The organism is Neorhizobium sp. SHOUNA12A (genome assembly GCF_023006505.1).
Taxonomy (GTDB): domain Bacteria; phylum Pseudomonadota; class Alphaproteobacteria; order Rhizobiales; family Rhizobiaceae; genus Neorhizobium.
In genome coordinates, this window is sequence record NZ_JALBGV010000001.1 from 145,549 (window position 1) to 158,222 (window position 12,674).

Below are 12,674 nucleotides of genomic sequence, written 5' to 3' on the forward strand. Positions count from 1 at the left end.
GCAGGTGGACGCAACGACGCAATCACTCCCGACCCTAAAAACGTCATTCGCGTTCGACCCAATCATCCGACCGGGCCGCAACGCGTGGCGCAGCGCGAGGGCGAAAAAACTCGCCTTTCTGATCGATGCCGACGATTATTACCGCCGACTGGATCAGGTGCTGAGGCAGGCGAAACGTTCGGTCTTTATCATCGGCTGGGATTTCAATCCCGACATTCTCCTTCGTCCCCGCGGTCCGGACGGAGAGACCCTCGGCGCGCTGCTGCACAGGATGGTCGAGGAAAAACCTTCGCTTGAAATCCGCATCCTGGTCTGGGGCATGGGCCCGGTCTACTCCGGCAAGAGCCTGAAGGTGTTCGGCAGGATGGGCTGGAACGATCATCCGCGCATTTTCCTGCATTTCGACTTCGATCATCCGCTGCGCGCCAGCCATCACCAGAAAATCGTCGCGGTCGACGACGGGACAGCCTTCCTCGGCGGCATCGACCTGACCGCCCGTCGCTGGGACGACCGCAGCCACGCAATAGTCAACCCGCTTCGCCGGGCTCCGGACGGAGCCGCCTATGGCCCTGTCCACGACATGCAGGCGATCGTGACCGGTGATACGGCAAAGCTGATCGGCGATGTCGCCCGCCGCCGGTGGAAGAAGGCGACCCGAGAAACGCTTGCGCCACTTGATACGCACAGCGCGCCTCCCTGGCCAGCAGACCTGGAGCCGGCGTTGACCGACTGCAACACCGGTCTGGCGCTGACCGAAGCATGGAAATGGAAGGGCCGCCGCGGCCACCGCGAGGCGATCCGGCTGACCCACGACGCGCTGAAGGCAGCCAAAAGCCACCTCTATATCGAAACCCAGTATCTCGCCTCCTTCGGCGTGGCGCGGACGCTTGCCAGACAGTTGAGGAAAGCAGACGGCCCCGAAATCCTCGTGATCGTTACGCGCGAATCCCACGGCTTCTTGGAAAAGCTGATGATGGGCCACAACCGCAACCGGCTGATCCGCCGCCTGAAGCGCGCGGATCGTTATGGACGGCTGCGGGTTTTCTATGCCGTGGGTTCCGACGGCGACGGCAGGGAGCAGGAGATCATCGTTCACTCGAAACTGATCATCGTCGACGACCGGTTCGTGCGCGTCGGCTCTTCCAATCTCAACAATCGCTCGGAAGGCCTGGACACGGAGGCGGACCTTGCGATCGAAACCTCTCGACCGGCGGGCCGACAGGCGATCGCAGCACTGCGCAACGAGCTGATCGCCGAACACCTCGACGCCCAACCGGCGGAAGTAACGCGGATCATCGTGGAAACCGGCTCCATGCTGGCGGCCGTCGATCGGCTGAACGTCAAGCCGCGTGGCTTGCGGAGCTACGACGTCGATACGGACAAAGGCGAAACGGAATCTCTGGTCGGCACAGGGATCATCGATCCGAAACAGCCCTTCTGGCCGATACCGGAAATCAAGGCCGGTTTCCGGCGGCTTTTCGCCCGCCTGTCACATTACCGTCTGCTCTAGGAACCTGCCGCCCCGATGACGATAATAAGCCTCGGTGACGAGTAGCGTCGGCACGCCGACCGTGAGCGGTACGAAAAAATAAAGCACGCGGAAGGCAATCAGTGCACCGATCGAAGCGGATGTCGGCAGTATCCCCAGCATGGTCGCCTCCAGCACGCCGAGCCCGCCCGGCACATGGCTGATCAGCGCGGCCAGGTTGGCGGTGACGTAGGCGCTGGCCACATCCATGTAACCGGCGGCGGCAAAGCTCGCCAGAAGCTGCTGGATGGACGCCGTGACGCAGGCGAAGTTCAGCGTGCCGATGACGATCTGGCCGAGGGCGAGCTGTATCGCCGGCGGTTCGAAACGCCAGCTGCGCACGACAAGAGGACGGCGCACGAGGGCGCAGATCAGCAGATAGGCGGCAGGACCCGCCAGGCAGAGAAGACCGGTCGCCAGCCGCGCCGGTCGGTCGAGGCCGAGCAGGTCCGCCGCGTCACCGGGCTGCAGCAGCAGCGCCAGTCCGGCCAGCGTTCCAAGGCCGAGGCCGACGGTCACTCCGCAGAACACGATGACCTTGGCGATATCCTCGCCGGTCAGACCCCAGCGCGTGTAGAACCGGTAGCGCACGGCACCGCTGCTGAGCGCGGAAAGCCCGACATTGTGACCGATCGACAGAGCCGTGAAGGACGCGAGCGAGGTCTGGCGCAAGAGAAGCGGCTTGCCCGCATACCGCACGGCAAGCGCATCGAACCCGCCGAGGCAAAGATAGGAAAGGATGACGAAAAAGAAGGCAGTCGCCAGCCGCAAACCGGCGATCGACCGGACCGATTCCTCGATCTCGTCGACCGTGTAGCGACCGAGACTGCGATAGACGAGGAAGGCCGCCAGGCAGATCGCAACGCCGAGCAGAAACTTGAGCAGATGGCGTCTGGCGATCATGGTCCCTCTCGTAAACGGCTGTATAACAATGGGAACGAAACCGGGCCCGAGGTGTTCCCAGCGCCATGACGGATCAGATATTGCCAGCCGAGGCCGGCCGCGCCCCGGCCCAGCCTTTGAAGACAAGGCATCGCCTGAAAATCCTGAGCTATAATGTGCATAGCTGCATCGGTACCGATCGCCGGCTCGACCCCGCCCGGGTGGCCGAGGTCATCGCAGCCCTGGAACCGGATATCATCGGATTGCAGGAACTGGATGTCGGCCGCAGCCGTACCGGCGGGATAGACCAGGCGCATACGATTGCGTCTCTTCTACGGATGGAATTCCATTTCCACGCTGCACTCAACGTCGCCGAAGAGCGTTATGGCGATGCGATCCTGACGGCCCTTCCGGCAAGAATGGTCAAGGGTGCCGGCCTGCCCTCGCATGGCGAGCAGCGCGGCGCCGTCTGGGTGGAAATAGACGTCGGAGAACAGAAGCTGCAGGTCTTCAACACCCATCTCGGCCTGCTGGGCGGCGACCGGATGCGCCAGATCGGCGAGATCCTCGGGCCGTCCTGGATGGGGGCCCCGGATTGCCAGGGCAAGCCGAAGATCCTGATCGGCGATTTCAACGCAACTCCCGTGACTGCGACCTACAAGGCCGTCGCCCGCCAGATGGCGGACGCGCCGCTTGTGAGCGGGGGACGGCCCAAGCCCACTTTCCCATCGCGTCTGCCGCTCCTGAGGATAGACCACGTCTTCGTCTCCAGCGAAGTCACGCCCATCGCCACGCAGGTCGTGTCGACCCCGCTTTCCCGCCGGGCCTCCGATCATCTGCCGCTTCTGGTCACTGTCGAGCTCTGATCCTCAATGGCTCAGGGTGCGGCTGAGCCGGTGAGCCTCCTTCAGAAGGCGCACCACGTCCTGGTCGGTCGTCTCCCTGAAGTCGCCGTAGTGCAGGCTGACTGCTTCCAGGCGGTCCGGAGCCGACAGGCAGACGATGTCGTCCACCTCTTCCTGCAGGGCTTCCAGCAATAGACGCGGCGCGACCGGCACCGCAATCCGGATCGATGCAACCCCCATGTCCTTCAGCGCATGGATGCCAGCGCGGATCGAGACGCCGTTCGCAATCCCGTCATCGACGAGAATGACGTCGCGTCCGGTGTGATCATGCTCGCTCGGCTCATCCTCCCCGAAATACATTCGGTGGCGCCGTTCGATTTCGGCAAGTTGGTGTTCGCGCTCGGCTGCGAGATAGCCTGGCGGCACGTGGAACCGGCGGGCGGCGTCTTCGTCGACGATCACGTGCGGCTCCCGCCCATCGACGACAGCGCCGATGCCGTATTCGGGATGACCGGGCGCGCCGATCTTGCGGACGATGAGGAGATCGAGCGGCAGGCCGAGCCGCTGGGCGACTTCGAAGGCCACGGGTACGCCGCCACGCGGCAGCGCCATCAGGATCGGATCGGGCGGCATCGCCGCCTGCATGGCTTCCGCCAATTGCCTTCCGGCATCCTCGCGATCGACAAAGGTTGGGCTTAGACCGAACATGTCATCCTCCCAGGATGGTGCGGTGACATCTGCCACCGCACTTGGTTCTTCTGCCAGCCCGACTGTAACATATCACCAGCCGGACGTCCGACAACCGTGAGGATGGGGTTTGGGTTCCGTGCTCTCCAAAAGAGTCAGGAGCCCTTGCCCTTGTGGTGTTCGCTTTCCTGGTTGCGGCCGCGAATGATCGACGGATCGTCATGGAGGGAAACTTCCGCAGCCCGCATGTCCAGGTTATCGCCGCGACGGAATGCATCCTTGGCCGCTTCGCTCCGTCGCAGGTCGGGGCCGGGATCGAAATCCTTGGGCGCATTGGCGGTATTTTCCCGCTTTTCGATGACGTTACGTTGTTGCTGATGAGTTTTATTGCCTCGCATGGTCTATCCTCCTTGAGAGGTCATTTGTTCGCCCGGCCGCGTTGGTTGGGATCGACGCCGCCGAAACGGGTCGTGTCGTTGCCGACATCGCCTTCCTCGGTATTCTCGCCGGCGATCTCGTCAGCGCCGGTAAAGCGGTTCAACCCTTTCGACTGGCCTATGCCTGGATCCTCCTTGAGATCGGCGTCGCTCGGCTTGCGGGTCTTGAAGTGCTTGGAAGTGGACATGATCGTCCTCCTTGGCTCCGGGACCGCGGTCTGGCCGCGGCCTCAGTGTTTCGTGCTGGACACGAATTTGTTAAAGCGGCTGGTTTTGCCGGCTTCCGTTTCTTCCTGGAAAAGGAAGACGAGCTTGTTCTCATCGAAGATCGAGAAGAAGTCGTCCCATGCGATTTCCTCCAGGGATTCTTCCGGCTTCCCGAAATCGACGCGCAGAATGCCCTCTTCCCGGGCACCCTTCACCCGGGCCGGATGGCCGCCGCGTTCCTCGATCCATTGCCGGATTTCCTTGTGATCGGTGGTTTCGACGGCTTTGCTCATGGTGCGTTTCTCCTTTCCATACCTGCTTGTCGAACCGGGGCCGCCACCGAAGGTTCCGCGTCAAAACAAGCGAAGGGGGAACAAAACTCATGATCATGGGTTCACCGCGGGTCGGACGCATGACCTCCACGCGGCCGACATTGTCATAAGTACCCTCCCCAACTTGGCGCTTCCCCTCACCGGGAAGCGCCTTTTCGTTCACTGCGGCGGTTCAACGCAGGGCCGCGGCATCCGGGCGCGCGGCATTGATGCGCATTGATCTCTTGACGCCCCCCGCCGATTGTCATCCGATGAGATGGATGGGCTTCCGGCCCCCGCCAGAAAAGGGATGACGCCATGTTCGAGACCTTCGACGCGACGCTGCTGGCGCGCATGCAGTTCGCCTTCACGGTCTCGTTCCACATCATTTTTCCCGCGTTTTCGATCGGGCTGGCGAGTTATCTCGCCGTGCTGGAAGGTCTTTGGCTGTGGAAGAAACAGGTCGTCTATCTGGAGCTGTTCGACTTCTGGAAGACGATTTTTGCGCTCGCCTTCGGCATGGGCGTCGTCTCCGGTATCGTCATGTCCTATCAGTTCGGCACGAACTGGAGCGTGTTCTCCGACAAGGTCGGCCCGATCATCGGCCCGCTGATGGGCTACGAAGTGCTCTCGGCATTTTTCCTGGAGGCAGGCTTCCTCGGCATCATGCTGTTCGGCCGCAATCGCGTCGGCCCCGGCCTGCATTTCTTCGCCACCTTGATGGTCGCGGTCGGCACCTTGATCTCGGCAACCTGGATCCTTTCCGCCAACTCCTGGATGCAGACGCCGCAAGGTTTTGCGATGAACGACAAGGGTCAGTTCATCCCCGCCGACTGGTGGGCAGTCATCTTCAACCCATCCTTCCCCTATCGCCTCGTCCACATGGTGCTTGCCGCCTATCTGACGACCGCCCTTGTGGTCGGCGCGGTCGGCGGCCTGCATCTTCTGCGCCGCACCGCCCCCTTGCGCGCTGGCACGATGTTTTCGATGGCGATGTGGATGCTGACGATTGTCGCCCCGATCCAGATCTTTGCCGGTGATCAGCACGGCCTCAACACGCTGGAACACCAGCCGGTCAAGGTCATGGCGATGGAAGGCCACTACCAGAGCCATCCGGACGGCGCGCCGCTGATCCTCTTCGGCCTGCCGAACCAGGCCGAGCAACGGATCGACTATGCAATCGAGATCCCGAAGCTCTCGAGCCTCATCCTGAAACACAGCCTCGATGCGCCGCTCAAGGGCCTCGATACCGTACCGCGCGAATTGCAGCCGCCGGTACCAATCGTGTTCTGGTCCTTCCGCATCATGGTGGGTCTCGGCTTTGCGATGCTAGGCCTCGGCCTCTGGAGCCTGTACTGTCGATGGAAGGGCAGCCTCTACACGACCGAGTGGCTGCACCGCGCCGCGATGGTGATGGGGCCGGCCGGTTTCGTCGCTGTGCTCGCCGGCTGGGTGACAACCGAGGTCGGCCGCCAGCCCTATACCGTCTATGGCCACCTGCTGACCGCCAATTCCGTCTCGCCGATCGCGGCGGCGGCCGTGGGCTCCTCGCTGATCGCCTTCATCATCGTCTATTTCCTCGTCTTCGGCGCCGGCACCTTCTACATTCTGCGGCTGATGTCCCGCCTGCCGCGCGATCCGAGCGGCGACCTCGGCGAAGGCCCGATCCGAACCGCCGGCATCAATCCCGGCCCGCAAACCCCGGCACTTCAGGCAGGAACCCGTCATGGTCATTGACCTTCCCTTCATCTGGGCGGCCATCATCGCCTTTGCGGTGCTTGCCTATGTCATCCTCGACGGGTTCGACCTCGGCGTCGGCATCCTCTTCCCGCTGTTTCCGGAAAAGCGCCATCGCGACGTGATGATGAACAGCGTCGCACCGGTCTGGGACGGCAACGAGACCTGGCTTGTCCTCGGCGGCGGCGGGCTGATGGCGGTTTTTCCGCTCGCCTATGCGACGATCCTGCCGGCACTCTACGCACCTATCATCGCCATGCTGCTCGGGCTGATCTTTCGAGGCGTCGCCTTCGAATACCGCTGGCGCACCGGCCGGGCGCAATATCTCTGGAACTGGGCCTTTGCCGGCGGCTCGTTCATGGCGGCGCTGGCGCAAGGGGTCGCGCTTGGCGCGCTAGTGCAAGGCATTCCGGTTGCAAATCGCGCCTATTCCGGCGGCTGGTGGGACTGGCTGACCCCGTTTTCGATCGCCACCGGCCTTGCTGTCGTCATTGGTTACGCGCTGCTCGGCTCGACCTGGCTGGTGATGAAAACGACGGGCGACCTTCGCGACAAGGCCCGCAGCCTTTCCTATATCGCAGCGCTCGCGACACTCGCCGCCATGGCGATCTTCAGTCTCTGGACGCCCTTTCTCGAACCGCTCTATCTGAAACGCTGGTTCTCCTGGCCGACGGCGATCTTCAGCGTCATCGTGCCGCTGCTTGTCCTCGGCTGTTTCTGGCTTCTGCTTACGGGCCTGAAAAACAACCGCGACAGCCGGCCTTTCCTTGCCGCGCTCGGGCTTTTCATACTTGGCTACGCAGGCATCGGCATCAGCTTCTATCCCTATATCGTGCCGACATCCGTGACGATCTGGGACGCCGCGGCGCCCGACGAGAGCCTCGGCTTCCTGCTGGTCGGCGCGCTGATCCTGGTGCCGCTGATCCTTGCCTATACGAGCTATGCCTATTGGGTCTTCCGCGGCAAGGTCGATCCGGAAGAGGGTTATCACTGATGGCCGGCGGCGAAACCTTCAGGCGACTCGCCTGGTTCGTCGGCCTCTGGGTGGCCGGAGTGGTAACGGTCGGCACTGTCGGCCTGATCATCAAATTCTGGCTCGGCGCCTAACGCCGGGTCAGCGCCACCACATAACGTGCCGGTTCCTTGCCCGGATTGAAGAAGACGCAATCGGCAGGCGGGCCGAGCAGAAGGCAATCACCTTCGGTGAGATGATGCATCACCGTCCCCTCCTGGAAATCGAGCCGGCCCGAAAGTACCCAGATCTGCTGGTGCTGGAAGGCGAAGGCGGATGCCGGATAAGGCACGCGCACGCCTGATGGCAGCGATACATCCAGAAGCTCCAACGGGGAATTCGCCGGAGAGACCGCGCGGCGGGTGTAACCCGTTTCCGGATCGGTCCAGACCGGCTGTTCCGCCTGCAGCGCGACGCGCTCCTGCGCCCGCTCGGCAAGCGCCAGCAGAACTGAGAGCGGCAGACCGAAAGCGCCCGAGAGTCGGCCGAGCACTGTCGCCGTCGGGCTCGCCTCGTTGCGCTCAATCTTGCTGATCATCGCCTTGGAAACGCCCGAGCGTTCGGCAAGCTCGGCCAGGGACCAGCCCCGCGCTTCCCGCTCGATCTTCAGCCGCATGGCGATCGCCTGGACCGGGTCGTTCTCCATCTGCTGCAAGCGGCTTGCCTTTCAATAATCGTCTTCTATAGTGGACGAAAAAATCTTATAAGAGACAAGCATTATCGGCAATGAGGAATTTAAAGGGAAGATCGTGACACGCGAAATCCGGTTCAACGCCTTCGACATGAACTGCGTCGGCCACATCCAGCAGGGGCTCTGGGCGCATCCACGGGACCAGTCGCACCGTTATGCGCAACTGCGCTACTGGACGGACTATGCGAAAAGGCTGGAGGCCGGCCTGTTCGACGGCATATTCCTCGCCGACGTTCTCGGCGTCAACGACGTCTTCGGCGGCAGCAATGCGGCGGCGCTGAGGGGTGCGGTACAGGTGCCGGTCAACGATCCGCTGCTGCTGGTGCCGGCCATGGCTGCCGTCACCGAACATCTCTCATTTGGCGTTACCGCCAACTTGACCCACGAACCGCCTTTCGTCTTCGCACGCCGCATGTCGACGCTCGATCATCTGACGGGCGGTCGGATCGGCTGGAACATCGTCACCGGTTACCTCGACAGTGCCGCGAAGGCGATCGGCCTCGACGGCATGGCCGCCCATGACGACCGCTACGACCTCGCCGACGAATACATGGAGATCATGTACCGGCTCTGGGAGGCGAGCTGGGAAGACGACGCCGTGGTCTTCGATCGGGCAAATCACGTCTATGCAGACCCGGCCAAGGTCCACAAGGTCCATCACCGCGGCAAGCAATATGGCATCGAGGCGATCCATCTCTGCGAACCTTCGCCGCAGCGCACGCCGGTCCTCTACCAGGCCGGTTCCTCGACCCGCGGCCGGCAGTTCGCCGCCACCCATGCCGAATGCGTCTTCGTCAACGGCCAGAAGACCGAAGGCGTCAAGGGCATCGTCGACGACATCAGGGCTCGCGCCGTCGAATACGGCCGCAACGCCGAGGACGTCAAAGTCTTCGTCGGCGCCACGATCGTTACCGCCCGAACCGAAAAGGAGGCGCGCGAAAAGTTCGAGGATTATCGCGCCTATGCGAGCTCCGAAGGAGCGCTCGTGCATGCGGCCGGCTCGCTCGGCATCGACTTTGCAAAATATGATCTCGACGAACCGATCGAGACCGGCAAGAGCTCTGCGATCGTCTCGAATGTCGAGGCTATGACCCGCACCGCCGGACCTCAATGGACCAAGCGCAAGCTGCTCGAACAGATGGTGCTCGGCAGCCGCCAGGCGCCGATGATCGGTTCCGCCGAACAGATCGCCGACAACCTCGTCGTCTGGATGGATGAGGCCGGCGTCGACGGTTTCAACCTGTCGCGCACCGTTGTGCCGGAATGTTTCGACGATATCATCGAGCTTGTGATCCCGATCCTGCAGGAACGCGGTCTCTACAAGACCGGCTATCGCGAAGGCCCGTTCCGTGAAAAGCTGTTCGGGGCGCCGCGCCTGCCCGACAGGCATATCGCCGCCAGATATCGCACCATGGGATAAACCGATGAGCACCGCGACGACCCTGGAAACGCCAGCCGAAGGCCGCTGGTCGATGCTGGCGCTGTTGTGCCTCGCCGTCGTGCTCTCCTTCTCCTGCTGGTTTTCGGCAAACGCCATCGCGCCGGAGCTGAAACGCGCCTGGTCGCTGTCCGAAAGTGCCGCCGCCTGGCTCACCAACGGCGTGCAGATCGGCTTCGTGATCGGCGCGCTGGCGGCAAGCCTGTTCAACCTGCCGGACCTCATCCGCATGAACCGGCTGATGGCGGCCTCAGCCCTGCTCGCCGCGCTCTCCAACGCCGCCTTGGCTGTGGAACCCGGCCCGGCCGGCGCCATCCTCTGCCGTATGCTGACCGGCTTTGCACTCGCGGGCGTCTATCCACCGGCACTGAAACTCGTCTCGACCTGGTTCATCTCGGGCCGTGGCCTCGCACTTGCCGGCGTCATCGGTGCGATCACCGCCGGCTCGTCGCTGCCGCATCTCTTCCGCGGCATGTCGTCGGCGGTCGACTGGCACAATGTCGTCCTCTCATCGAGCGGTGCGACGCTGGTTGGCGCCGTCGTTCTCCTCCTTTTCACCCGTGAAGGCCCATACCCGTTCGGAAAGGCTCTGTTCGATCCGCGCCAGATCGGTCGGGTGCTGAAGGACCGCAACCTGCTGCTCGTCAACGGCGGTTATCTCGGCCACATGTGGGAACTCTACGCCATGTGGGCCTGGCTGCTCGCCTATCTGACCGCCGCCCTCGACAAGGGTGGAACCGGCATCAGCAGCGAAGCCTCGCTGCTCACCTTCATCGCGGTCGCATCGGGCGTGTTCGGCTGTTTCGCCGGCGGCGTGCTCTCGGACCGTTTTGGCCGTACCGCCACCACCGCCGGCCTGATGATCGTCTCCGGCGCCTGCGCCCTGACCATCGGCTTCGTCTTCGACGGCCCCTTCTGGCTGCTGGCGCTGGTGGTAATCGTCTGGGGGATTTCGATCATCGGAGATTCGGCGCAGTTCTCCGCCGCGGTGACCGAACTTGCCGACCGCAATTACATCGGCACGGCACTGTCGCTGCAGATGGGCATGGGGTTCGCGCTGACCATTTTCATGATCTGGCTGATGCCGCATCTGGCCGCACTGCTGGGCGGGTGGCGGTGGACGTTCGTCTTGCTGGCGGTCGGGCCGATCTTCGGCGCCGCCTCGATGCTGATCCTGCGCGGTAGGCCGGAAGCCATCCGGCTTGCAGGCGGAAGGCGTTGATCTCAGGCGACGAGGCGACGGCCGGGCATCTCTTCCCGCTTCTGGCGATCGCGGGCGAGCCGTTCCGCACTGCGGGTCTTGAAGCCGCGTAACGCCGTCACCAGCCGTTCCACCGCATCGCGCAGGTCCGACGTCTGTTTCGACGTCTCCAGCACCATGGCCGAATTTTCCTGGGTGAGCGAATCCATCCGGCTCAGAGCCCCGTTGACCTCATGCAGGCCTATCGACTGATGCGCCGCCTCGGTGGCGATCGTCTTGACGATGGTGTTGATGTCGTCGATGCGCGTGGTGATCTGGCTGAGCGCCGCACCGGCATTATTGACGAGGTCGACGCCCGCCTGCACCTGGCGTGAACTGTCGGAGATCAGATCCTTGATCTCCTTGGCGGCATCGGCGCATCGCTGCGCCAGCGCCCGCACTTCCTGCGCCACGACAGCGAAACCGCGACCGGCTTCGCCGGCACGCGCCGCCTCGACGCCCGCGTTGAGCGCCAGAAGATTGGTCTGGAAGGCGATCTCGTCGATGACGCCGATGATCTTGGAGATCTCGTCGGACGACCGTTCGATCTCGCCCATCGCCGCGACCGCCTGTTTGACGACCGGTCCCGAGGCCCGTGCTTCCGAAAGCGCTACATCGACGGCCCCGGCCGCCTTGCTGGCGCCTTCGGCGGTGCCGGAAACGCTGTGGGTGAGCTGGTGCAGTGTCGCGGAACTCTCCTCCAGGCCCTGGGCCTGTTCCTCCGTCCGCCGGGCAAGATCCTTCGAGGCCTGGGAGATACCGTTGGTGCTGACGAGGATTTCCTCGCCGGCATGGCGCACGGTCGCCAATGTGCCGCGCAGCCTCTCGGCACTGCCGTTATAGCCTTCCGCCATCTTGACGAAGTTTTCAGGAAGAGCGGTGGAAAGCCGGCTCTCCAGATCGCCTGCGGCAAGGCCCTTCAGCACGTCGTCCAGAGCCTCGAGCGCAACTTCCTGCTCCTCGTCGGCGGCGAGCTTCGCCTCCTCGGCGTGGCGGCGCTGTTCTGCCTGTATCTCCAGATAGGCGGAGATCGAATAGTCCAGGTCGAGCATCGCCGCCTTGACCAGCGTCGCGACGTCCTTGGCGAGCTTTTCGGATTTGCCGCGCCCGAAACGGGACGGCCAGTTCTCGGCCATCACCTTGTGGATGAGGCTTTCCACGACCAGCGCCTGACTGCCGATATACCAGCGCGGATCGAGGCCAGAATGGGCATGCGCGGCGCCGACGGCCCGCACACTTTCCACATAACGCTCGTCGTATTTGGCTTCGCCGACAACGTTCCAATGGCTCATCTGGCGCTTCTTGGCGCTCTCCGTGTGAGCCTGACTGGCGAAGAACTTGGCGGTGTCGGGTGTCGACTGGATCTTCTTGTAAAGCGTGCCGAGAGCTGCCGAAAGACCGGCATTGATGATCGGCGCAAGACGACGAAGCGTCGCTCGCGCTTCCTGATCCAGACCGATGAAATCCAGGCGCTTTTGCAGTTCGCGTTTTTCTTCAGCCGACGACATTATGATCCCCCAATCCGCCGCGGTCACCACCCAGCATCGGGTGTATCGGTTCCATATTGTGAAGGCTAAGGTGTAGGATCTCTTAATAACGACCCCCAAAAACTGATAGAAAGTTACAATTTGCGACGTATTTTGGCCGACCATACGACGC

Annotated in this window: 13 protein-coding genes; 6 read left to right on the forward strand and 7 right to left on the reverse strand. The window is 62.9% G+C overall.

Translation table 11 applies throughout. The annotated features are described in order from the left end of the window. The first annotated feature begins 4 nt into the window (after positions 1 to 4). On the forward strand, positions 5 to 1,510 hold the full coding sequence (locus tag MOV63_RS00725; protein WP_247031084.1) for a phospholipase D-like domain-containing protein: 1,506 nt from the start codon (positions 5 to 7) through the stop codon (positions 1,508 to 1,510). Here MOV63_RS00725 and MOV63_RS00730 read toward each other — a convergent pair. Then, entirely contained in the window at positions 1,490 to 2,431 is a 942-nt protein-coding gene (locus MOV63_RS00730) for a UPF0104 family protein (RefSeq protein ID WP_247031085.1), read from the reverse strand. The two genes, MOV63_RS00725 and MOV63_RS00730, sit on opposite strands and share 21 nt — an antisense overlap. A gap of 65 nt (positions 2,432 to 2,496) precedes the next feature. Here MOV63_RS00730 and MOV63_RS00735 point away from each other — a divergent pair, with 65 nt between their 5' ends. Next, a complete protein-coding gene (locus MOV63_RS00735; RefSeq protein WP_247031086.1) occupies positions 2,497 to 3,276 on the forward strand; it encodes an endonuclease/exonuclease/phosphatase family protein in 780 nt (259 codons plus the stop codon). 3 nt (positions 3,277 to 3,279) lie between these two features. Here MOV63_RS00735 and MOV63_RS00740 read toward each other — a convergent pair whose 3' ends face one another. The 4 genes from MOV63_RS00740 to MOV63_RS00755 all read right to left on the reverse strand — a co-directional run bounded on the left by MOV63_RS00740 (position 3,280) and on the right by MOV63_RS00755 (position 4,879). Next, positions 3,280 to 3,963, reverse strand: coding sequence for a phosphoribosyltransferase (locus tag MOV63_RS00740; protein WP_247031087.1), 684 nt, complete (start codon positions 3,961 to 3,963; stop codon positions 3,280 to 3,282). Positions 3,964 to 4,097: 134 nt separating this feature from the next. After that, complete coding sequence (locus tag MOV63_RS00745; RefSeq protein ID WP_247031088.1) at positions 4,098 to 4,340, reverse strand: hypothetical protein; 243 nt, start codon at positions 4,338 to 4,340, stop codon at positions 4,098 to 4,100. 20 nt (positions 4,341 to 4,360) lie between these two features. Beyond that, on the reverse strand, positions 4,361 to 4,567 hold the full coding sequence (locus MOV63_RS00750; RefSeq protein ID WP_038545756.1) for a hypothetical protein: 207 nt from the start codon (positions 4,565 to 4,567) through the stop codon (positions 4,361 to 4,363). A 42-nt stretch (positions 4,568 to 4,609) separates the two neighbouring features. Next, positions 4,610 to 4,879, reverse strand: a complete 270-nt coding sequence (locus tag MOV63_RS00755) for a hypothetical protein (protein WP_038545760.1) — start codon at positions 4,877 to 4,879, stop codon at positions 4,610 to 4,612. A gap of 336 nt (positions 4,880 to 5,215) precedes the next feature. Between MOV63_RS00755 and MOV63_RS00760 the strand changes: the two genes are divergently transcribed. Both MOV63_RS00760 and cydB read left to right on the forward strand, forming a co-directional pair. After that, positions 5,216 to 6,634, forward strand: a complete 1,419-nt coding sequence (locus tag MOV63_RS00760; RefSeq protein WP_247031089.1) for a cytochrome ubiquinol oxidase subunit I — start codon at positions 5,216 to 5,218, stop codon at positions 6,632 to 6,634. Continuing rightward, positions 6,624 to 7,628: a cytochrome d ubiquinol oxidase subunit II gene (cydB, locus tag MOV63_RS00765; RefSeq protein ID WP_247031090.1), complete on the forward strand. Its 1,005-nt coding sequence runs from the start codon at positions 6,624 to 6,626 to the stop codon at positions 7,626 to 7,628. The genes MOV63_RS00760 and cydB overlap by 11 nt, the downstream gene beginning before the upstream one ends. Positions 7,629 to 7,737: 109 nt before the next feature. Here the strand turns inward: cydB and MOV63_RS00770 are convergent, their stop codons facing one another. After that, the gene (locus tag MOV63_RS00770; protein WP_405029283.1) at positions 7,738 to 8,301 is read right to left on the reverse strand and encodes a helix-turn-helix domain-containing protein; all 564 of its coding nucleotides are present in this window, start codon (positions 8,299 to 8,301) and stop codon (positions 7,738 to 7,740) included. A gap of 94 nt (positions 8,302 to 8,395) precedes the next feature. Here MOV63_RS00770 and MOV63_RS00775 point away from each other — a divergent pair, with 94 nt between their 5' ends. Continuing rightward, positions 8,396 to 9,757: an LLM class flavin-dependent oxidoreductase gene (locus tag MOV63_RS00775; RefSeq protein ID WP_247031091.1), complete on the forward strand. Its 1,362-nt coding sequence runs from the start codon at positions 8,396 to 8,398 to the stop codon at positions 9,755 to 9,757. A gap of 4 nt (positions 9,758 to 9,761) precedes the next feature. Further along, complete coding sequence (locus MOV63_RS00780) at positions 9,762 to 10,997, forward strand: nitrate/nitrite transporter (RefSeq protein ID WP_247031092.1); 1,236 nt, start codon at positions 9,762 to 9,764, stop codon at positions 10,995 to 10,997. A gap of 2 nt (positions 10,998 to 10,999) precedes the next feature. Here the strand turns inward: MOV63_RS00780 and MOV63_RS00785 are convergent, their stop codons facing one another. Beyond that, on the reverse strand, positions 11,000 to 12,523 hold the full coding sequence (locus MOV63_RS00785; protein ID WP_247031093.1) for a globin-coupled sensor protein: 1,524 nt from the start codon (positions 12,521 to 12,523) through the stop codon (positions 11,000 to 11,002). Between the last annotated feature and the right edge of the window lie 151 nt (positions 12,524 to 12,674).